Genomic DNA, 19,201 nt, shown 5'->3' with positions numbered 1-19,201 from the left:
CCGGGCTCATCCGCCTACGGCACGGAGGGAACCCGTCCCGGACCGGGGCCGGGCTCCTCCGCCTACGCCACCGAGGGAAGCCGACCCGCGACCGGCCCGGGCTCGTCCGCCTACGGCACGGAAGGAACTCGCCCCGGACCGGGCACCTCCGCCTACGGCACCGAGGGACACCACCCCGCAGCCGCCCCCGGCTCGTCCGCCTACGGCTCCGGGGCCGCTGCCGGGCCCACGGTTTTCGCCTACGATGCCGAGCCCCAGGCCGGCAGCCGGGCCGGCGTCGCCTTCGGCCCGGAGGCCGCCGCCCCGCACCCGGAGCCCACCTCGCGCTGGGCCCCCGCCGCAGCCCCGGTCGAGCCTCCCGCCCCCGAGTCCGCGCGGAGCGCACCGGTCGTCCCCGACCTCGATACCGCCCCCGCCCCCGCCCCCGAGAAGGCGGCCCCCCTCCCCAAGCAGCGCAAGCGGCGTCGGGGCAGTGCGCGGTTCGCCGGGATGGCCGAGGAGGACGACGCCCCCGTCGTCGTACCCCCGGCCGCCGAGCCGGTGCTGCCCGAACCGGCTGCCGCCCCCCGCCGCACGCTCCGGGGCGCGCGGTTCGCCGGGGCCGCCGAACAGGCGGAGCGGCGGCCGGAGCCGCAGCGGGAGCCGCTGGACGTCGAGGCGCGGCGCGAGACCGTCCAGGCGGTGGAGCGCCTGGTGGCACTGCGTGGGGAGGGCCGCAGCGGCGAGGCGCACGCGCTGCTCGTCGAGCTGGCGTACTGGCCGGCCGCCCGCATCCCGCTGCTCGCCGCCGAACTGCAGCGCGCCGGATTGAGCGCCGACTGGACCACCCTGCTCTGGGAGGCGGCCTCCCTGCCCGCGGACCGGCTGGTGGAGGCGGCGGACGCGCTGGTCGCCGTGGGGCGTACGGCCGACGGCGAGCAGATCCTGCGGCAGGGCGTCGCGCGTCCGGCCGGGGAGATCGGGCAGGCCGTCCTGGGGCTGGTGGGGGCCGGCCGCCGCCGGGAGGCCCGCGCCCTGCTCGACGCCTACGTCCGCGTCCGCACCCCCGAGGAGGCGGCCCGCAGCGCCACCCCCGACCCGGCGACCCTCGTCCCCCTCCTGCTGGAGTCCGCCCGGGGGATCTCGGAGCAACGCCACTGGGACCTGGTCCACGCCCTGCGGGTGGCCGGCCTCACCGCCTGACCGGGGGCGCGTCCCCCTACTCCGTACGCCCCGCGACTCACCCGCCGGAGTGTGAAACGCGATCGACTCCGCGGGTTAACGACGATGGTCTTGGCAAGCCCCTCCGGGAGGCTTACGTTCGTGCCTCTACGACCTTCGTCTACGGGCGTAGAGGCTCTGACGTCCCGTCGAAGGAGCAGCTCATGACCGACGTCGTACGTGCCGCACTGGTCCAGGCCACCTGGACCGGCGACACCGAGTCCATGGTGGCGAAACACGAGGAACACGCCCGCGAGGCGGCCCGGCAGGGCGCGAAGGTGATCGGGTTCCAGGAGGTCTTCAACGCCCCCTATTTCTGTCAGGTCCAGGAACCCGAGCACTACCGCTGGGCCGAGCCGGTGCCGGACGGGCCGACCGTGCGTCGTATGCAAGAGCTCGCGCGCGAGACGGGCATGGTGATCGTCGTCCCCGTGTTCGAGGTCGAACAGTCGGGCTTCTACTTCAACACCGCCGCCGTGATCGACGCCGACGGCTCCTACCTCGGCAAGTACCGCAAGCACCACATCCCGCAGGTCAAGGGCTTCTGGGAGAAGTACTACTTCAAGCCGGGCAACCTCGGCTGGCCCGTCTTCGACACCGCCGTCGGCAAGGTCGGCGTCTACATCTGCTACGACCGCCACTTCCCGGAGGGCTGGCGCCAGCTCGGACTCAACGGCGCCCAGCTCGTCTACAACCCCTCCGCCACCCACCGCGGCCTGTCCGGCTACCTCTGGCGCCTCGAGCAGCCCGCCGCGGCCGTCGCCAACGAGTACTTCATCGCGGCGATCAACCGTGTGGGAGTGGAGGAGTACGGGGACAACGATTTCTACGGGACGTCGTACTTCGTCGACCCGCGAGGGCAGTTCGTGGGCGAGATCGCGAGCGACAGGAGCGAGCAACTCGTCGTCCGCGACCTCGATTTCGACCTGATCGACCAGGTGCGGCAGCAGTGGGCCTTCTACCGCGACCGCCGCCCCGACGCCTACGAAGGGCTGGTGCAGCCGTGAGCGACCTGTACGCGCGTCACCGAGGCGTCCTGCCGGACTGGCTCGCGCTCTACTACGACGAGCCGCTGGAGATCACCCACGGGGAGGGGCGGCACGTCTGGGGCGCCGACGGCACGAAGTACCTCGACTTCTTCGGCGGCATCCTGACGACGATGACCGCCCACGCCCTGCCCGAGGTGACCAAGGCGGTCACCGAGCAGGCCGGACGGATCGTCCACTCCTCCACCCTGTACCTCAACCGGCCGATGGTCGAACTCGCCGAGCGCGTCGCCCAGCTGAGCGGCATCCCGGACGCCCGGGTCTTCTTCACCACCTCCGGCACCGAGGCCAACGACACCGCCCTGCTGCTCGCCACGACGTACCGGCGCAGCAACACGATCCTGGCGATGCGCAACAGCTACCACGGCCGCTCCTTCAGCGCGGTCGGCATCACCGGAAACCGCAGCTGGTCCCCGACCTCGCTGTCCCCGCTGCAGACGCTGTACGTGCACGGCGGGGTGCGCCGGCGTGGCCCCTTCGCCGGGCTGGGCGACGACGAGTTCATCGCCGCCTGCGTCGACGACCTCAAGGACCTCCTCGGCCACACCCGCCCGCCCGCCGCGCTGATCGCCGAGCCCATCCAGGGCGTCGGCGGCTTCACCTCGCCCCCGGACGGCCTGTACGCGGCCTTCCGGGACGTCCTGCACGAGCGGGGCATCCTGTGGATCGCCGACGAGGTGCAGACCGGCTGGGGCCGCACCGGCGACCACTTCTGGGGCTGGCAGGCGCACGGCCGCAGCGGCCCGCCGGACATCGTCACCTTCGCCAAGGGCATCGGCAACGGCACGTCCATCGGCGGGGTGATCGCCCGCGCCGAGATCATGAACTGCCTGGACGCCAACAGCATCTCCACCTTCGGCGGCACCCAGATCACCATGGCGGCCGGCCTCGCCAACCTCACCTACCTCCTGGAACACGACCTCCAGGGCAACGCCCGGCGGGTCGGCGGCCTGCTCATCGAGCGGCTGCGGTCCGTCGCCGCCCAGGACCCGGGCGTACGGGAGGTGCGCGGGCGGGGCCTGATGATCGGTGTCGAGCTGACCAGGCCAGGCACCGACCGGGCCGACCCGGAGCGGGCGTCCGCCGTGCTGGAGGCGGCCCGCGCGGGCGGCCTGCTGATCGGCAAGGGCGGCGGGCACGACACCAGTGCCCTGCGCATCGCCCCGCCGCTGTCCCTGACCGTCGCGGAGGCCGAGGAGGGCGCCGCGATCCTCGAAGGCGCGCTGAGGAGCACGCAGTAGCACCGGTCGGGCAGGCCGGTCGAGCAAGGGAACACCATCATGACCAGCACCTTGGAGACCTGGGGGCCCGTCGAGCCCCTGGAGCCCGCCCTGTCGGTCCGTCAGGTCCTGTCCCTGGAACGGGTCCTGGCCGGGGACCCCGAGGTGGTGGCCGGCGCCGACCGGCTCGACCGGCCCGTGCGCTGGGTGCACGTCGCCGAGGCCCCGGACGTCGGCGTGATGCTCAGCGGCGGCGAGATGGTCCTCACCACCGGCGTGCTGCTTGCCGGGGACGAGGGCGCGCAGGTCGAGTACATCCAGTCCCTGCACCGGGCCGAGGCCGCCGCCGTGGTCCTCGGCCTGGGGCGCGCCTTCCCCGCCCCGCCGGACGTGATGCGGCGCGCCGCCGAGCGGTGCGGGCTGCCCATGGTCGTGCTGCACCGGCCCTTCCCCTTCGCCGAGCTGACCGAGGAGGTCCAGTCCCGGCTGGTGCGGCGGAAGTTCGCCGCCGTCAGCCTCTCCGAGTCCGTACGGACGGCCCTGACCGGGCTGATCACCGCCGGGGCCCCGCTGCAGCGGCTGCTCGACGAGATCGCCCACCACACCGGCTGCCCCGTCGTCGTCACCAACCTCGCCCACCGGGTGCTGGCCACGGCGGGGGAGCGGTCGGCGGTCGACGACGTGCTGCGGGACTGGGAGCGCATCGCCCGGCAGGCCGGCGGCAGCGAGGGCGACGGCTGGATCCGCGCCGAACTGGGCGGGCGCGGCGAGCGGTGGGGCCAGATCATGCTGTGCGGCTACCGGGGCGACACCGCCGGCGGGCGGCTGCTCGCCGACCGGGCCGCCGAGGCCCTGGTCCTGCACCGCATGCTCGGCGGCACCTCCGCCCACACCTGGGAGGAGCAGTCCGCGCAGAGCCTGCTGACGGACCTCGTCTCCGGCGTCGTACCGGCCAGACAACTGCTGCCGCGGGCCCGGGCGGCCGGACTTCCCGTCAACCGGCGCACCTTCGTCCCGCTGGTCGTACGGGACGGCGATCCGGCCCACCTGGAGCGGATGCTGCGGCTGCTGGGCCTGCCCGGTCTGGTGGCGGAACTCGCCGACGGGGCCACCGCGGTCCTGCTGAGCCTCGCCCGCGACCAGGACGCCGAGGCGCTCGCCGCGCACTTCGCGGTCCGGCTGCGCACCGAGTCGGGGGAGACCCGCGCGGTCGTCGCCTCGGCCGGTCCACGGATCGTCTGGGACGACGTCCCGGCCGGGCTGCGCGAGGCCCAGCACGTCGCGGACGCCGTCGCCGACTCCTCGGCCGCCCTCGACCTCCCGGCCGTCGTCCGCCTCAAGGACGTCCATCTGCGCGGCCTGATACGACTGCTGCGCGACGACCCGCACGTGCAGTCCTTCGCCGAGCGGGAACTGGACGGGCTGCTGTGCGCGGCCGCCGACGACCTGCTCGCCGTCCTGCGCACCTATCTGGCCACCGGCCGCAACAAGTCGCGCACCGCGCAGCTCCACCACGTCTCCCGGCCGGCGCTGTACCGCCGGCTGGAGGCGATAGAGGGCCGGCTGGGGGTGGACCTGGACGACTTCGAACAGGCCGCCTCGGTGCACATCGCGCTGCTCGCGCACGACGCGCAGCAAGGCTGACCCCGAGCGCCGGGCAACAGCCCCGAAACATGGAACGACCTGCGAAAACGGCGGTGAAACATGGGACCGGGAAGACGTGACACAGTGGCACGCCCAGCTCCCGCAGACGTGACACCGTGCAACTCAAAGCGGGCTTGTCGGCTTTCTAAGGTCCTCTCACACCGAGCGACCGGAGGTCCCGATGAGCAGAGTGATCCGCGCCGCCATCTTCCAGACGGCCTGGACCGGCGACAAGGAATCGATGATCCAGGTACACGAGCAGGCGGTCCGCGACGCGGCCGCGCAGGGTGCTCAGGTCCTGTGCTTCCAGGAGCTGTTCTACGGACCGTACTTCTGCCAGGTCCAGGACCCGCAGTTCTACGAGTACGCCGAGCAGATCCCGGACGGCCCGATCGTCCAGCGCTTCCAGGCGCTCGCCCGCGAGCTGGGCATCGTCCTGGTGCTGCCGATGTACGAGGAGGAGCAGCCGGGCGTCCTCTACAACACGGCCGCCGTGATCGACGCCGACGGCTCGTACCTCGGCAAGTACCGCAAGCACCACATCCCGCAGGTCAAGGGCTTCTGGGAGAAGTTCTACTTCCGCCCCGGGAACGTCGGCTGGCCGATCTTCGACACGGCCGTCGGGAAGATCGGCGTCTACATCTGCTACGACCGCCACTTCCCGGAGGGCTGGCGGGCACTCGGCCTGGAGGGCGCCGAGATCGTCTTCAACCCGTCGGCCACCTCGCGGGGCCTCTCCGCCTACCTGTGGCAGCTGGAGCAGCCGGCGGCGGCCGTCGCCAACGAGTACTTCGTCGGCGCGATCAACCGGGTCGGCACCGAGGAACTCGGCGACAACGACTTCTACGGGACCTCGTACTTCGTGGACCCGGAGGCCCAGTTCGTCGGCGAGGTGGCCAGCGACAAGGAGAGCGAACTCGTCGTCCGCGACCTGGACATGGCCAAGCTGCGCGAGGTCCGCGACCGCTGGCAGTTCTACCGCGACCGCCGCCCGGAGGCGTACGGCCCGCTGACTGCACCGTAACAGGGTGAGGACCCGCGTTCCTGAGGGGCGAAGCCCCTTCAGGGGCGCGGGGCCGTGACATATGCGGCAGCGCCGCGATGGGGGTCCCCCCGCTCGAGCGAAGCCGAGAGTGGGGGAGCGACCAGCCACCACAGACCCGCACCCGACCAACTACTTCTCCGGAGCCGGAACATGAGCAGCCGTAAAATCATCCGCGGCGGTCTCGTCATCACCGCATCGGACGAGATCCACGCCGACGTCCTGATCGAGGACGGCCGCATCGCCGCCCTCGCTGCCACAGGCACCCCCGCCGCCGAGGCCTGGACCGACGGGCAGGTCATCGACGCCACCGGGAAGTACGTCATCCCGGGCGGGGTCGACGCCCACACCCACATGGAGCTGCCCTTCGGCGGCACCTTCGCCTCCGACACCTTCGAGACCGGCACCCGGGCCGCCGCCTGGGGCGGGACGACCACGATCGTGGACTTCGCGGTGCAGAGCGTCGGCCACACCCTGCGCGAGGGCCTGGACGCCTGGCACGCCAAGGCCGAGGGCAACTGCGCGATCGACTACGCCTTCCACATGATCGTCTCCGACGTGAACCAGGACACGCTCAAGGAGATGGACCACCTCGTCGAGGAAGGCGTCACCTCCTTCAAGCAGTTCATGGCCTACCCGGGCGTCTTCTACTCCGACGACGGCCAGATCCTGCGCGCCATGCAGCGCTCCGCCGAGAACGGCGGCCTGATCATGATGCACGCGGAGAACGGCATCGCCATCGACGTGCTGGTGGAACAGGCGCTGGCGCGCGGCGAGACCGACCCGCGCTACCACGGCGAGGTCCGCAAGGCCCTGCTGGAGGCTGAGGCCACCCACCGCGCCATCAAGCTCGCGCAGGTGGCAGGCGCGCCCCTGTACGTCGTGCACGTCTCGGCGATGGAGGCGGTCGCCGAGCTGGCCAGGGCGCGCGACGAGGGGCTGAACGTCTTCGGCGAGACCTGCCCGCAGTATCTGTTCCTGTCCACGGACAACCTGGCCGAGCCGGACTTCGAGGGATCGAAGTACGTGTGCTCGACGCCGCTGCGGCCGAAGGAGCACCAGGCCAAGCTGTGGCAGGGGTTGAGGACCAATGACCTCCAGGTGGTCTCGACGGACCACTGCCCCTTCTGTTTCGTGGGCCAGAAGGAGCTCGGCCGGGGCGACTTCTCCAAGATCCCCAACGGTCTGCCGGGCGTCGAGAACCGCATGGATCTGCTCCACCAGGCCGTCGTCGACGGGCACATCTCGCGCCGCCGCTGGATCGAGATCGCCTGCGCCACCCCGGCCCGGATGTTCGGCATGTACCCGAAGAAGGGCACCATCGCCCCGGGCGCCGACGCCGACGTCGTCATCTACGACCCGCACGCCGAGCAGACCGTCTCCGCCGAGACGCACCACATGAACGTCGACTACTCGGCGTACGAGGGCAAGCGGATCACCGGCCGCGTCGAGACGGTCCTGTCGCGGGGCGAACTCGTCATCACCGAGCGGGAGTACACCGGGCGCGCGGGTCACGGCGTCTACACCCCGCGCTCCACCTGTCAGTACCTCAACTAGGAAGGGCGCACATGGACTTCGGACTCGTCCTGCAGACCGACCCGCCGGCCTCGAAGGTCGTCGAGCTGATGAAGCGCGCGGAGGGGAACGGCTTCACCTACGGCTGGACCTTCGACTCCGCCGTGCTCTGGCAGGAACCGTTCGTGATCTACAGTCAGATCCTGGCGAACACCAGCACGCTGACCGTGGGGCCGATGGTGACGAACCCGGGCACCCGCACCTGGGAGGTCACCGCCTCCACCTTCGCCACCCTCAACGACATGTTCGGCAACCGCACGGTGTGCGGCATTGGCCGCGGCGACTCCGCGATGCGCGTCGCGGGCCGCACCCCGAACACGCTGGCCCGGATCAGCGCCGCCATGAAGGTCATCCGCGCCCTCGGCTCCGGCGAGGAGGCCGACCTCGGCGGCACGGTCGTCCGGTTCCCCTGGATCAAGGAGGACGCCGACCTCCCGGTCTGGATGGCCGCGTACGGCCCGAAGGCGCTGAAGATGACCGGCGAGGAGGCCGACGGGTTCATCCTCCAGCTCTCCGACCTGTACCTCACCGAGTACATGGTGAAGGCGGTCAAGGACGCGGCCGTCGCCGTCGGCCGTGACCCGTCCGAGGTGAAGATCTGCGTCGCCGCCCCCGCCTATGTCACCGAGGACGACTCGCCCGAGGCGCTCGCCCACGCCCGCGACCAGTGCCGGTGGTTCGGCGGCATGGTCGGCAACCACGTCGCCGACCTGGTGTCGAAGTACGGCGAGCACTCCTCCCAGGTCCCCGAGGAACTCACCGACTACATCAAGGCCCGTGAGGGGTACGACTACTCGCACCACGGCCGCAGCGACAACCCCGACACCGCGTTCGTGCCCGACGAGATCGTCGACCGGTTCTGCGTCATCGGACCGGTCGAGAAGCACATCGAGAAGCTGAACGCCCTGCGTGAGCTGGGCGTCGACCAGTTCGCCGTCTACGACATGCACGACGCGCAGGAGAAGGTCATCGACGCGTACGGCACGACGGTCATCCCCGCCGTCAACGGCTGACTCACCAGCTAGAGCAACACCCCATCCCCCCACTCCAGTTCTCCCCTCTCCCGCCGTCCCGGGAGAGGGGGCCGGAGACCCGCACGGCCTTTCCGGATCCGCCCCTCGTTTGATTGGCCTGCCCATGACCGACACCGCTCCCACGGCCATACCGCCGACCTCTCAAGTCACCCTCGCCGACGGCCGGGTGGAGATCGCCCCTGGTTCGCCGCTGCCCAGCGGCCCCTTCGCCAACGAGGACCTGCTTCCGGTTCCCGTCGAGAAGCGCACCTGGACCACGTACAACTTCTCCGCTCTGTGGGTCGGCATGGCCCACAACACGGCGTCGTGGACGCTCGCTTCCGGTCTGATCGCCGTCGGCATGGACTGGAAGCAGGCGGTGCTCACCATCGCGCTGGCCAATGTGATCGTGCTGATCCCGATGCTGCTCACCGGGCACGCGGGACCGAAGTACGGCATCCCCTTCCCGGTCTTCGCCCGTGCCTCCTTCGGTATCCGCGGCGCCAACCTCCCGGCCGTCGTGCGGGCGTTGGTGGCGTGCGGCTGGTTCGGCATCCAGACCTGGATCGGCGGTGAGGCGATCTTCTTCCTCGCCGGGAAGCTGATCGGCAACGGCTGGAGCGACGCCGGGAAGATCGGCGGCTACGCCTGGACCATGTGGCTGTCGTTCGCGATCTTCTGGGCGATCCAGGTCGCGATCATCTACCGGGGCATGGAGACGATCCGCCGCTTCGAGAACTGGGCGGCGCCCTTCGTCCTCGTCGGCGCGCTGGTGATGCTGATCTGGATGAGCAACAAGGCGGGCGGCTTCGGCCCGCTGCTCGACCAGCCCTCCAAGCTCGGCTGGGGCGGCGACTTCTGGAAGCTGTTCTGGCCCTCCCTCATGGGCATGATCGGCTTCTGGTCCACGCTGTCGCTGAACATCCCGGACTTCACCCGCTACGGCAAGTCCCAGAAGGCGCAGACCTGGGGACAGGCCCTCGGCCTGCCCACGACCATGACGCTGTTCGCGCTGCTGTCCGTGCTGGTCACCTCCGGCTCGCAGGCCGTGTACGGCGAGACGATCTGGGACCCGGTCCAGCTGGCCGCCAAGACCGACAACGTCTTCGGCCTGCTGTTCGCGCTGGTGACCGTGCTGGTGGCGACCCTGTCCGTGAACATCGCGGCCAACCTGGTCTCGCCGGCGTTCGACTTCTCCAACATCGCGCCCCGGAAGATCAGTTTCCGCGCCGGTGCCCTCGCCACCTGTGTGATCGGTGTGCTGATCTTCCCGTGGAAGCTGTACTCCGACCCGCAGGGCTACATCTTCACCTGGCTCGGCCTGGTCGGCGGTCTGCTGGGCACGGTCGCCGGCATCCTCATCGCCGACTACTGGATCCTGCGCCGCGGCAAGCTGGACCTGACCGACCTGTACCGCACGGGCGGCCGCTACTGGTACGAGGGCGGCTGGAACTGGCGGGCCGTCGTGGCCTTCCTGACCGGCGGTGTCCTCGCGGTCGGCGGCGCCAGCTTCAAGCCCCTGATCGACGGGAGGCCGATCTCGGCCCTGGAGCCGCTCGCCGACTACGGCTGGGCGGTCGGCCTGGGCACCTCGACGGTGGTGTACCTGGGCCTGATGCTGCTGCGCGGACGGCAGGAGGAAGACGCCGCCTGACGCGTGGCGCAGGACGGCCGGGAGAGCACCCCGCTCTCCCGGCCGTTCCGTGCGGTACGGAGGATGCCGGGGAGCGGCCGCTCGGCGGCTTCACCGCGGCTCAGCTGCTCTTCTGCAGCGCGGCCACCGCCTCCTTGGCGGCCTTGATGGCGCCCGTGTTGATCACGTCGGTGCTGGGGGCCTTCTTCGACTCGAAGTCGCTGCCGTTGTAGGTGACGACCACCAGGGCGTTGGCGACCCGGGCGATGACCGTGCCCTCCCGGGTCTGCTGCTTGTCCTCCGTGGTCAGGTTCACCACCGAGTAGCCCTCGTTGCCGAGCCCCGGCACGGCACCGCCGCCGCTCTTCTCCTTCAGGCGCTCCTTGTACGACGTCTGTGCCGCGTCGTCGGACTCCGTGATCTCGAAGGAGATGTCGAGCCAGCGGTAGTCGTACCCCTTGAGCGCGTTCCACGAGCAGGTGCGGCGCAGCTCGGTGTCCGTGGAGGGGATCTCCTTGCCCGCGGTCTTTGCACCCGGCACCAGCGATGTGATCGTCTTGGTGGCGACGCTGGTGCAGGGCGCGGGCGCGGCGGCGTACGTCTTGGACACGGCGGTGTCGGACGGGCCGGAGGTCTTCCCGGACCGGGTCTTCTGCGTGTCCTTGGCCGCGGTGTCCTTCGTGTCGGTGTCCGGGCCGGACGTCAGGGCCCAGCCGGCGCAGGCCAGCACGACCACCGGGGTCAGACGCGCGGTGAGGGCGAGCGGCAGTGGGAGAGAGCGCACGGCGCACTTTCGTGGGGGACGGTGCGGACGGAGTCCGCAGTGCGGACAAGGACGCCAGTGTCACACGACTCCCTATGAGGCGGAAGCGAAAACTCGCTGCGTGGTGACGCGGTGACGAAGGGGCACCCAGGTTCTGACACATCGTCGGAAGTATCGGGCGTACGGTGAGAAAAGGATATGTCCCCCGATAGTCGGGAACTTACGGAGAGCCATGACCGAACCGGCCGCCCCCGAGGTCCGTGCCGTCACCCTGCTGGCCCGCCCCAAGCTGTGGCTGGTGCCCGCGGTCCTGACGGGACTGCTCGCCCTGCTGCTGTCCCTGCTCTACATGGGCGGCATCGTCAACCCCAACGGGGACCTGCGCGACCTGCCCATCGCCCTGGTCGACAGCGACACCGGCGAGCCGCCCGCCGGGCAGAAACAGAACCTGGGCACCCAGGTCGCCGCCGCGATCGCCGCCGACACCGCCGGCGGCAAGGCCGAGTGGCGCAGGCTCACCCGCGCCCAGGCCCAGGACGAGCTGGACTCCGGCAAGGTGTACGGCGCGCTCGTCATCCCCGCCGACTTCACCGACTCCGTCACCGCGCTCACCACCACCGGCGCCACCGCACGGCCGACGATCATCACGCTCACCAACCCCGGCAAGGGCAGCCTGGGCTCCTCCCTCGCGAGTCAGATCACCACCAAGGCGGCGCACCAGGTCTCCCTGAACATCGGCAAGCAGCTCGGCGCGGCCGCCCCCGCCGCCGACTCCACGACCGGGCTGCTGCTCGCCGACCCGGTGAACGTCGTCACCCAGGTGGGTCACCCCATCGGTCCCCACAGCGGGCTCGGACTGACCGCCTTCTACTACACCCTGCTGCTCGTCCTCGCCGGGTTCATGGGCGGCAACGTCATCAGCAACGGCGTGGACACCGCCCTCGGTTACGCCGACAACGAGATCGGCCCCTGGCACACCCGCCGCCCCACCGTGCCCATCGACCGCACCCAGACCCTGCTGCTGAAGATGGCCATGACGGCGGGCATCACGCTCCTCAGCGCCTCCCTGGTGATGGTCTCCTGTGTCGGCATCCTCGACATGGACGCCACCCACCTGCCGTTGCTGTGGATCTACTCCTACTGCGCGGCACTCGCCGTCGGCCTCGGCGTGCAGGCCATCAACGCCGCCTTCGGCGGCATCGGCCAGCTGGTGTCCATGTTCGTGTTCATCGTCCTGGGCCTGCCCTCGTCCGGCGCCACCGTCCCGCTCCAGGCGGTGCCCGACTTCTACCGGTTCCTGTCCCACTTCGAGCCGATGCGGCAGCTCAGCGACGGAGTCCGCGCCATCCTCTACTTCGACGCGCGCGGCGACGCCGGACTGGCCCGCTCCTGGACCATGATCGCGATCGGCACGGCCCTCGCCCTGGTCTTCGGCTTCGCGATGACGCTGTACTACGACCGCAAGGGCCTCAAACGCCTCGCACCGCGCCCCGTGTGACCTGGGGCCGCCGTTCAGCCTCGGTGCTTCCGGAGCGCCTCGCCCGCACCCGGACGCCACGTTCACGCCGTGCCGGAGGCGGGGAGGAACGGGGGCAGGGAGATCGACAGCCTGGCGCCGGTGCCGGGAAACAGTGAGGTGAGAGGCCGTATGTTCACCACCCGCCCCACCCTTCAGGGCACCTTCGGCATGGTGTCGTCCACGCACTGGCTGGCCTCGCAGTCGGCGATGGCCGTGCTGGAGGACGGCGGGAACGCCTACGACGCCGCCGTGGCCGGGGCGTTCGTGCTGCACGTCGTCGAACCCCATCTCAACGGGCCCGCCGGCGAGGTCCCGATCCTGCTCGCCCCGGCGGGCGGCGAGGTACGGGTGCTGTGCGGGCAGGGCGTGGCGCCGGCGGGCGCGACGGTCGCCCACTACCGGGGGCTCGGCCTGGACCTCGTACCCGGGACGGGCCCGCTGGCCGCCGCCGTGCCCGGCGCGTTCGACGCCTGGATGGTCCTGCTGCGCGACCACGGCACCAAGGACCTCGCCGACGTCCTGAAGTACGCCGTCGGATACGCCGAGCACGGTCACCCGCCCGTGGAGAACGTCGGCGCGACCGTGGAGACCGTAAGGGAACTGTTCGAGACGGAGTGGACCTCGTCGGCCGAGGTGTACCTGCCGGGCGGGAAGGCCCCCCGGCCCGGTGAGCTCTTCCGCAACCCCGCCCTCGCCGCCACCTGGCGGCGGCTCCTCGCCGAGACCGCCGGGGCGGGGGACCGCGAGGCGCGGATCGAGGCGGCGCGGGAGGTGTGGCGGACCGGCTTCGTCGCCGAGGCGCTCGTCCGCCAGGCCGCCCGGCCCACCCTGGACACCAGCGGCGACCGCCACACCGGCACCCTCACCGCCGCCGACCTCGCCGGCTGGTCCGCGACCCACGAGACGCCGGCGACGTACGACTGGAACGGCTGGACCCTGTGCAAGGCCGGCCCGTGGAGCCAGGGCCCCGCCCTGCTGCAACAGCTCGCGCTGCTCCCGCCCGAGCTGCCCGCGTACGGCTCCGCGGAGTACGTCCATCTGCTGGTCGAGGGCTGCAAGCTCGCCATGGCCGACCGGGAGGCCTGGTACGGCGACGCCGCCGACGTCCCGCTGGCCGAGCTGCTGTCGGACCCCTACAACGCCGGACGCCGGTCGCTGGTCGGCGACAAGGCGTCCTACGAGCTGCGGCCCGGCAGCCCCGGCGGCCGCACCCCGCGGCTGAGCGCGCACGCGTACGTCGTCGCCGACGACACACCCGGCTTCGACCCGCTGGGCGCCGGGGAGCCGACGGTGGGCTCGGGGAGGCGGGCGGCCGGTGAGCCGGCCGTCGGGGCGGACGGGCTCACCCGGGGCGACACCTGCCACCTCGATGTCGTCGACCGCTGGGGCAACATGGTCGCGGCCACGCCCAGCGGCGGCTGGCTGCAGTCCAACCCGGTCGTGCCCGAGCTGGGCTTCCCGCTCGGTACACGGCTGCAGATGACCTGGCTGGAGGAGGGCCTGCCCAACTCGCTCACCCCAGGCCGCCGCCCCCGCACCACCCTCACCCCCTCCATGGCCCTGCGCGACGGGGTGCCGGTGCTGGCGTTCGGCACCCCCGGCGGCGACCAGCAGGACCAGTGGCAACTGCACTTCTTCCTGGCCGTCGCCCTCCACGCGCGGGTGCGCGGGGGCCTCGACCTCCAGGGCACGATCGACGCCCCGAACTGGCACACCGACGCCTTCCCCGGCTCCTTCTACCCGCGCGGCATGCGGCCGGGCAGCGTCACCGTCGAGTCCCGCATGCCGACGGAGGTCGTGGAGGGACTGCGCGGGCGCGGCCACGACGTGACCGTCGGCGACCCCTGGTCCGAGGGGCGCCTGTGCGCCGTCGCCCGCGATCCGGGGACCGGGATCCTGTCGGCGGCGGCGAACCCGCGCGGGATGCAGGGGTACGCGGTGGGCCGCTGATCCCCGCTGGGCGGCGCGCACCGGTTCTTCATCCCGATTCCGCCTGGAGTGCACCGGCGGGGTGGGGATTGTCAGTGGGGCGTGCTCTCATGGGAGGCATGATCGAAGACAAGGAAACCATCGACGAGTTTCTCGCCCGCCACTCGGCCGACGTGGAGGAGGCGCTCCGCAAGGCCGCCGCGAGCGAGATCATGCCCCGCTTCCGGCAGCTCGCCGAGCACGAGGTCGCCCAGAAGGCCGGCCCCCACGACCTGGTGACCGACGCCGACCGGGGCGCCGAGCTGTTCCTCACCGAGGCCCTCGGCGCGCTCCTGCCCGGCTCGGTCGTCGTCGGCGAGGAGGCGGTCCACGCCAACCCGGCGACCTACGAGGCGATTCAGGGCGACGCGCCCGTCTGGATCGTCGACCCCGTCGACGGCACCCGCCAGTTCGTGCACGGCGACGACGGCTTCTGCACCCTCGTCGCCCTCGTCCGGCACGGCGTCCTGCGCGGGTCCTGGACGTACGCCCCGGCCCGCGACCAGTTCGCCACGGCCGTGCGCGGCGGCGGCGCCTTCCTCGACGGCGAGCGCCTGTTCGCCGGGCCGCCCGCACCCGGCCGCGACCTGGTGGTGGCCCACTCCCACCCCGACTACACCACCGACGAGCAGAAGCGCGCTCTGCTGGCCCTGCGCACGGACGGCGTGGCACCGCGCCCCTGCGGATCGGCCGGCCTGGAGTATCTCGCCATAGCCCGCGGCGAGTTGGACGCCACGGCCTTCTCCTGGGAGGCCGCCTGGGACCACGCGGCCGGACTGCTCCTGGTCGAGGAGGCGGGCGGCGCCCACCTGACCCTCACCGGCGAACCCTTCCGCATCACCGGCGGCAACTCCCTGCCCTTCACCGCGGCCCGCGACACGGCGACGGCCCGCCGTGTGGCCGGTCTGCTGGCGGGGGCGGAGGTGTCGCCCGGCTGACGGCGCCCGCCCGGCGGGCCCGGGCTCGGCCGACGGCGTCTTAGGTCGCGCGGTTCGGCCCCGGGCCGGGGGCGGTGTCGTACCCCCGGCATATCCTGAAGCCGGAGGCCGCCGGGCTGCGGGGGCCGCCCGCTGACGAAGGGGTCGGAAGTGCCGTCGATGCTCGATGCGGTCGTGGTGGGGGCGGGGCCCAACGGGCTGACCGCCGCGGTGGAGCTGGCCAGGCGCGGTTTCTCCGTGGCGCTCTTCGAGGCGCGCGACACCGTCGGCGGGGGAGCCCGCACCGAGGAGCTCACCCTCCCGGGCTTCCGCCACGACCCGTGTTCCGCCGCCCACCCCCTCGGCATCAACTCACCCGCGTTCCGCGCCCTGCCCCTGGAGCGCTACGGCCTCGAGTGGCTGCATGCCGAGCTGCCGATGGCACACCCCTTCCCCGACGGCAGCGCCGCCGTGCTGTCGAGGTCCGTCGCCGAGACGGCCGCGTCCTTCGGTCCGCGCGACGCGGGCGCGTACCGCCGTCTGGTCGAGCCGTTCCTGCCCCGGTGGGACACGCTCGCCCGGGACTTCATGTCCCTGCCGCTCACCGCGCTCCCGCGCGACCCGGTCACCCTGGCCCGCTTCGGCCTGGCCGGTCTGCCGCCGTCCACCTGGCTGACCCGCCGCTTCCGCGACGAACCGGCCAAGACCCTGTTCGCCGGCCTCGTCGCCCACGTCATGTCCCCGCTCAGCGGCCTCGCCACCGGCGCCATCGGCCTGGTCTTCGCCCTCGCCGCGCACGCCCGCGGCTGGCCGGTGGCCCGCGGCGGCTCCCAGGCCATCTCCGACGCCCTCGCCTCCTATCTGAAGGACCTCGGCGGCAGCGTCCACACCGACTACGAGGTCAAGCGCCTCGACGACCTGCCCCCGGCCCGCGCCTACGTCTTCGACACCTCACCCACCGCCCTCGCCCGCATCGCCGGCTTCGGCAACCACTACGCGCGCTTCCGGTACGGCGCCGCCGCCTTCAAGGTCGACTACGCCCTCGACGGGCCGGTCCCCTGGACCGCGCCGGAGGCCCGCGTCGCCGGGACCGTGCAGATCGGCGCGGACAGCGCGGAGATCGGCGCCGCCCTGCGCGCCGCCTCCCGCGAGGGCCGCGCACCCGAGCGGCCCTTCCTGATCACGGTGCAGCCGGGTGTCGCCGACCCCACCCGCGCCCCGGCCGGCAAGCAGGTGTTCTGGGCCTACGGACATGTGCCGGGCGGCTGGACCGGCGACCTCACGGACGCCATCGAACGCCAACTGGAGCGTTTTGCCCCGGGATTCCGCGACCGCGTCCTGGCCCGCGCGATCGCCGGCCCCGCCGAACTCGCCGCCCGCAACGCCAACTACGTCGGCGGTGACATCGCCACCGGCGCCGCCACCGGGCTCCAACTGCTGCTGCGCCCCAAGCTGTCCCTGTTCCCCTACGCGACCCCGCACCCGGCCGTGTTCATCTGCTCCGCGGCCACCCCGCCGGGCCCCGGCGTCCACGGCATGTCGGGCCACAACGCGGCGAAGGCCGTGTGGCGCAGGCTGCGGCAGGCGGCGTGACCGAGAGCCCAACCACCCCTGGCAGCCGGTGAGTTGGAAGTCCCTCTACACCTCCTGTGGAGAATCCGAAAGACATCTTTGTGTTGCCTTTGCCACGTGGAAAGCCGACGAGTGATCCATGTGAATGTTCAAGTAGGTTGAGTAAAGTGCGGGCATGAAAGATCGGAAAGCGGCATTCCGCTCCGACTCCCCCTCCCGTCCGCGCCTGTCCGACCTGGCGCGTCTCGTCCGGGCACCCGCCGCACTGAGCGTCCCCGGCGACATCCTGGCGGGAGCGGCCGCCGCCGGTACCCCCTGGCGGCCGCGGACCCTCGGGGCGATGGGGTCGTCCGTCTGCCTCTACTGGGCCGGCATGGCCCTCAACGACTACGCCGACGCCACCGTCGACGCCGTCGAACGCCCCGAGCGGCCGGTGCCCTCCGGCCGCGTGTCCCGCCGTACCGCGCTCGCCGTCGCGACCGGACTGACCGCCGCCGGTCTGGGCCTCGCCCGGGCCTCGGGCGGACGGCGCGCTCTCCTGGGCGCGCTGCCCCTGGCCGGCCTGGTCTGGGCGTACGACCTGGGCCTCAAGGCCGGCCCGGCCGGCCCGGCGGTCATGGCCGCGGCCCGCACGGTGGACGTCCTGTCCGGCGCGCTCGCGGCCGCGCCGGACGGCGGGGGAGACGCCGCCACCGCGCTGCGCCGGGGCGCCGGACCCGCCCTCCTCGTCGGCGTCCACACCTACACGCTCACGGCCCTGAGCCGTCACGAGATCTCCGGCGCCCCCGCCCGAGTGCCCGCCACGACGCTCGCCGCCTCCACGGCGACGGCCCTCGCCACGGCGGCCGCACCGGTGCTGCGCGCGGCGCGCGAGGGCGGACGACCGGGCAGCCGTACGGGCATCGGCGCGATGTCCGCCGCTGCGGGCTCCGCGGCAGTCGTCACCGCCGCCGCCGCGCTCACCTACCTCGGCACCTACGGGACCGCCCAGCTCAAGGCGGCCCTGCGACCCTCGGGCGAGAACGTACGGGGGGCCGTCGGCGCCGGAATCCTCGCGCTGGTGCCGTTGCAGGCCGCACTGACCGCGCGGGCCGGCGCACCGGCCGCCGCCACCGCCCTGGGCCTCGCCCACCCCCTGGCCCGACGACTGGCCCGGCGCATATCCCCCACCTGAACGCTGTGTGAGGAACCGTCAGCATGGAACGAACCCCCACCCCCCTCAAGTTCGGCTACGGCACCAACGGCTTCACCCACCACCGGCTCTCCGACGTCCTGACCGTCCTCGCCGACCTCGGCTACGACGGCGTCGCCCTCACCCTCGACCACGTCCACCTCGACCCCTACGCCGACGACCTTCCCGCACGGGTGACCGCCGTGGCCCGCGACCTCGCCCGGCACGGGCTGGACGTCACCGTCGAGACCGGCGCCCCCTTTCTGCTGGATCCCTGGGGCAAGCATCTGCCGACCCTCATGTCCGACCCGGCCGGGCCACGGACCGACCTGCTGGAGCGGGCCGTGCGCATCGCGGCCGACCTCGGGTCGCCCACCGTCCATCTGTGCAGCGGGCCCGCGCCGGAGGGGCTGCCGGAGGCGGACGCGTTCAAACGGCTCGCGGCCGGCGTGGAGAGCGTGCTGAGCACGGCGGAGCGGTTCGGTGTCTCGCTCGCGCTGGAGCCCGAGCCGTACATGTTCGTCGACACCGTCGAGCGCTGCCTCCAGGTGGCCGAACTGGTGGGCGGGCACGAGCTGTTCGGGATCACCCTGGACATCGGTCACGCGCACTGCGTCGAGGAGCGCCCGCTGCTGGACTGTGTCCGGCTGGCGGCGCCGCGGCTGCTGAACGTGCAGATCGAGGACATGCGGCGGGGTGTCCACCGGCACCTCGAACTCGGCACCGGGGAGATCGACTTCCCGCCCGTGCTGGCCGCCCTGCGCGACCTCGGGCACCGCGGACTGGTGTCGGTCGAGATCCAGGGCGGCTCCCTGGACGCGCCCGAAGTCGCCCGCCGCTCCCTGGAGTTCCTGCGCGCCGCGACCGACTGAACCGCGGCACCCACCCCCATCCCTCACGCCCCGTACAGGAGGGCGA

At 72.1% G+C, this 19,201-nt stretch carries 14 protein-coding genes and 1 pseudogene; 14 read left to right on the top strand and 1 reads right to left on the bottom strand.

Annotation, left to right across the window (positions count from 1 at the left end):
• From ACIRF9_RS39920 to ACIRF9_RS39885, 8 genes and pseudogenes are all read left to right on the top strand, one after another.
• Positions 1-1,182, top strand: a pseudogene (locus tag ACIRF9_RS39920) (hypothetical protein); the annotation flags it as partial.
• A 182-nt stretch (positions 1,183-1,364) separates the two neighbouring features.
• Positions 1,365-2,207, top strand: a complete 843-nt coding sequence (locus tag ACIRF9_RS39915) for a nitrilase-related carbon-nitrogen hydrolase (RefSeq protein WP_403832848.1) — start codon at positions 1,365-1,367, stop codon at positions 2,205-2,207.
• The gene (locus tag ACIRF9_RS39910; RefSeq protein WP_403832845.1) at positions 2,204-3,487 is read left to right on the top strand and encodes an aspartate aminotransferase family protein; all 1,284 of its coding nucleotides are present in this window, start codon (positions 2,204-2,206) and stop codon (positions 3,485-3,487) included. Before ACIRF9_RS39915 ends, ACIRF9_RS39910 begins: the two co-directional genes overlap by 4 nt.
• Before the next feature lie 39 nt (positions 3,488-3,526).
• The gene (locus tag ACIRF9_RS39905; RefSeq protein WP_403832843.1) at positions 3,527-5,110 is read left to right on the top strand and encodes a PucR family transcriptional regulator; all 1,584 of its coding nucleotides are present in this window, start codon (positions 3,527-3,529) and stop codon (positions 5,108-5,110) included.
• A gap of 181 nt (positions 5,111-5,291) precedes the next feature.
• A complete protein-coding gene (locus tag ACIRF9_RS39900) occupies positions 5,292-6,134 on the top strand; it encodes a nitrilase-related carbon-nitrogen hydrolase (RefSeq protein ID WP_403832841.1) in 843 nt (280 codons plus the stop codon).
• Positions 6,135-6,305: 171 nt separating this feature from the next.
• Entirely contained in the window at positions 6,306-7,709 is a 1,404-nt protein-coding gene (gene hydA, locus ACIRF9_RS39895; protein WP_403832838.1) for a dihydropyrimidinase, read from the top strand.
• Between the two features lie 11 nt (positions 7,710-7,720).
• Positions 7,721-8,740: a TIGR03842 family LLM class F420-dependent oxidoreductase gene (locus ACIRF9_RS39890; protein WP_403832835.1), complete on the top strand. Its 1,020-nt coding sequence runs from the start codon at positions 7,721-7,723 to the stop codon at positions 8,738-8,740.
• 124 nt (positions 8,741-8,864) lie between these two features.
• Positions 8,865-10,394: an NCS1 family nucleobase:cation symporter-1 gene (locus tag ACIRF9_RS39885; protein ID WP_403832832.1), complete on the top strand. Its 1,530-nt coding sequence runs from the start codon at positions 8,865-8,867 to the stop codon at positions 10,392-10,394.
• A gap of 100 nt (positions 10,395-10,494) precedes the next feature.
• Here the strand turns inward: ACIRF9_RS39885 and ACIRF9_RS39880 are convergent, their stop codons facing one another.
• On the bottom strand, positions 10,495-11,157 hold the full coding sequence (locus ACIRF9_RS39880; RefSeq protein WP_403832829.1) for a hypothetical protein: 663 nt from the start codon (positions 11,155-11,157) through the stop codon (positions 10,495-10,497).
• Positions 11,158-11,368: 211 nt separating this feature from the next.
• Between ACIRF9_RS39880 and ACIRF9_RS39875 the strand changes: the two genes are divergently transcribed.
• The 6 genes from ACIRF9_RS39875 (at position 11,369) to ACIRF9_RS39850 (ending at position 19,155) form a co-directional block, all read left to right on the top strand.
• On the top strand, positions 11,369-12,634 hold the full coding sequence (locus ACIRF9_RS39875) for a DUF3533 domain-containing protein (protein ID WP_403832827.1): 1,266 nt from the start codon (positions 11,369-11,371) through the stop codon (positions 12,632-12,634).
• 150 nt (positions 12,635-12,784) lie between these two features.
• Complete coding sequence (locus ACIRF9_RS39870; RefSeq protein ID WP_403832825.1) at positions 12,785-14,605, top strand: gamma-glutamyltransferase family protein; 1,821 nt, start codon at positions 12,785-12,787, stop codon at positions 14,603-14,605.
• A gap of 98 nt (positions 14,606-14,703) precedes the next feature.
• On the top strand, positions 14,704-15,561 hold the full coding sequence (locus ACIRF9_RS39865) for an inositol monophosphatase family protein (RefSeq protein WP_403832822.1): 858 nt from the start codon (positions 14,704-14,706) through the stop codon (positions 15,559-15,561).
• Between the two features lie 159 nt (positions 15,562-15,720).
• Positions 15,721-17,133 (top strand): phytoene desaturase family protein, encoded by a 1,413-nt coding sequence (locus ACIRF9_RS39860; protein ID WP_403832819.1) that lies wholly within the window; start codon positions 15,721-15,723, stop codon positions 17,131-17,133.
• Positions 17,134-17,287: 154 nt separating this feature from the next.
• Positions 17,288-18,286 (top strand): SCO3242 family prenyltransferase, encoded by a 999-nt coding sequence (locus ACIRF9_RS39855; RefSeq protein WP_403832816.1) that lies wholly within the window; start codon positions 17,288-17,290, stop codon positions 18,284-18,286.
• A 23-nt stretch (positions 18,287-18,309) separates the two neighbouring features.
• On the top strand, positions 18,310-19,155 hold the full coding sequence (locus ACIRF9_RS39850; RefSeq protein WP_403832813.1) for a sugar phosphate isomerase/epimerase family protein: 846 nt from the start codon (positions 18,310-18,312) through the stop codon (positions 19,153-19,155).
• Positions 19,156-19,201 lie beyond the last annotated feature (46 nt).

It is taken from the genome of Streptomyces sp. NPDC096132 (assembly GCF_044763345.1).
Classification (GTDB): domain Bacteria; phylum Actinomycetota; class Actinomycetes; order Streptomycetales; family Streptomycetaceae; genus Streptomyces.
This window is presented reverse-complemented; position numbering and strand designations above follow the sequence as displayed.

Excerpts from the sequence above, each read along its gene's own strand:
- ACIRF9_RS39905 (WP_403832843.1), top strand. The coding sequence starts at position 3,527 with ATGACCAGCACCTTGGAGACCTGGGGGCCCGTCGAGCCCCTGGAGCCC.
- ACIRF9_RS39900 (WP_403832841.1), top strand. The coding sequence starts at position 5,292 with ATGAGCAGAGTGATCCGCGCCGCCATCTTCCAGACGGCCTGGACCGGC.
- hydA (WP_403832838.1), top strand. The coding sequence starts at position 6,306 with ATGAGCAGCCGTAAAATCATCCGCGGCGGTCTCGTCATCACCGCATCG.
- ACIRF9_RS39850 (WP_403832813.1), top strand. The coding sequence starts at position 18,310 with ATGGAACGAACCCCCACCCCCCTCAAGTTCGGCTACGGCACCAACGGC.
- ACIRF9_RS39890 (WP_403832835.1), top strand. The coding sequence starts at position 7,721 with ATGGACTTCGGACTCGTCCTGCAGACCGACCCGCCGGCCTCGAAGGTC.
- ACIRF9_RS39875 (WP_403832827.1), top strand. The coding sequence starts at position 11,369 with ATGACCGAACCGGCCGCCCCCGAGGTCCGTGCCGTCACCCTGCTGGCC.
- ACIRF9_RS39915 (WP_403832848.1), top strand. The coding sequence starts at position 1,365 with ATGACCGACGTCGTACGTGCCGCACTGGTCCAGGCCACCTGGACCGGC.
- ACIRF9_RS39855 (WP_403832816.1), top strand. The coding sequence starts at position 17,288 with ATGAAAGATCGGAAAGCGGCATTCCGCTCCGACTCCCCCTCCCGTCCG.
- ACIRF9_RS39865 (WP_403832822.1), top strand. The coding sequence starts at position 14,704 with ATGATCGAAGACAAGGAAACCATCGACGAGTTTCTCGCCCGCCACTCG.
- ACIRF9_RS39870 (WP_403832825.1), top strand. The coding sequence starts at position 12,785 with ATGTTCACCACCCGCCCCACCCTTCAGGGCACCTTCGGCATGGTGTCG.
- ACIRF9_RS39885 (WP_403832832.1), top strand. The coding sequence starts at position 8,865 with ATGACCGACACCGCTCCCACGGCCATACCGCCGACCTCTCAAGTCACC.
- ACIRF9_RS39860 (WP_403832819.1), top strand. The coding sequence starts at position 15,721 with ATGCTCGATGCGGTCGTGGTGGGGGCGGGGCCCAACGGGCTGACCGCC.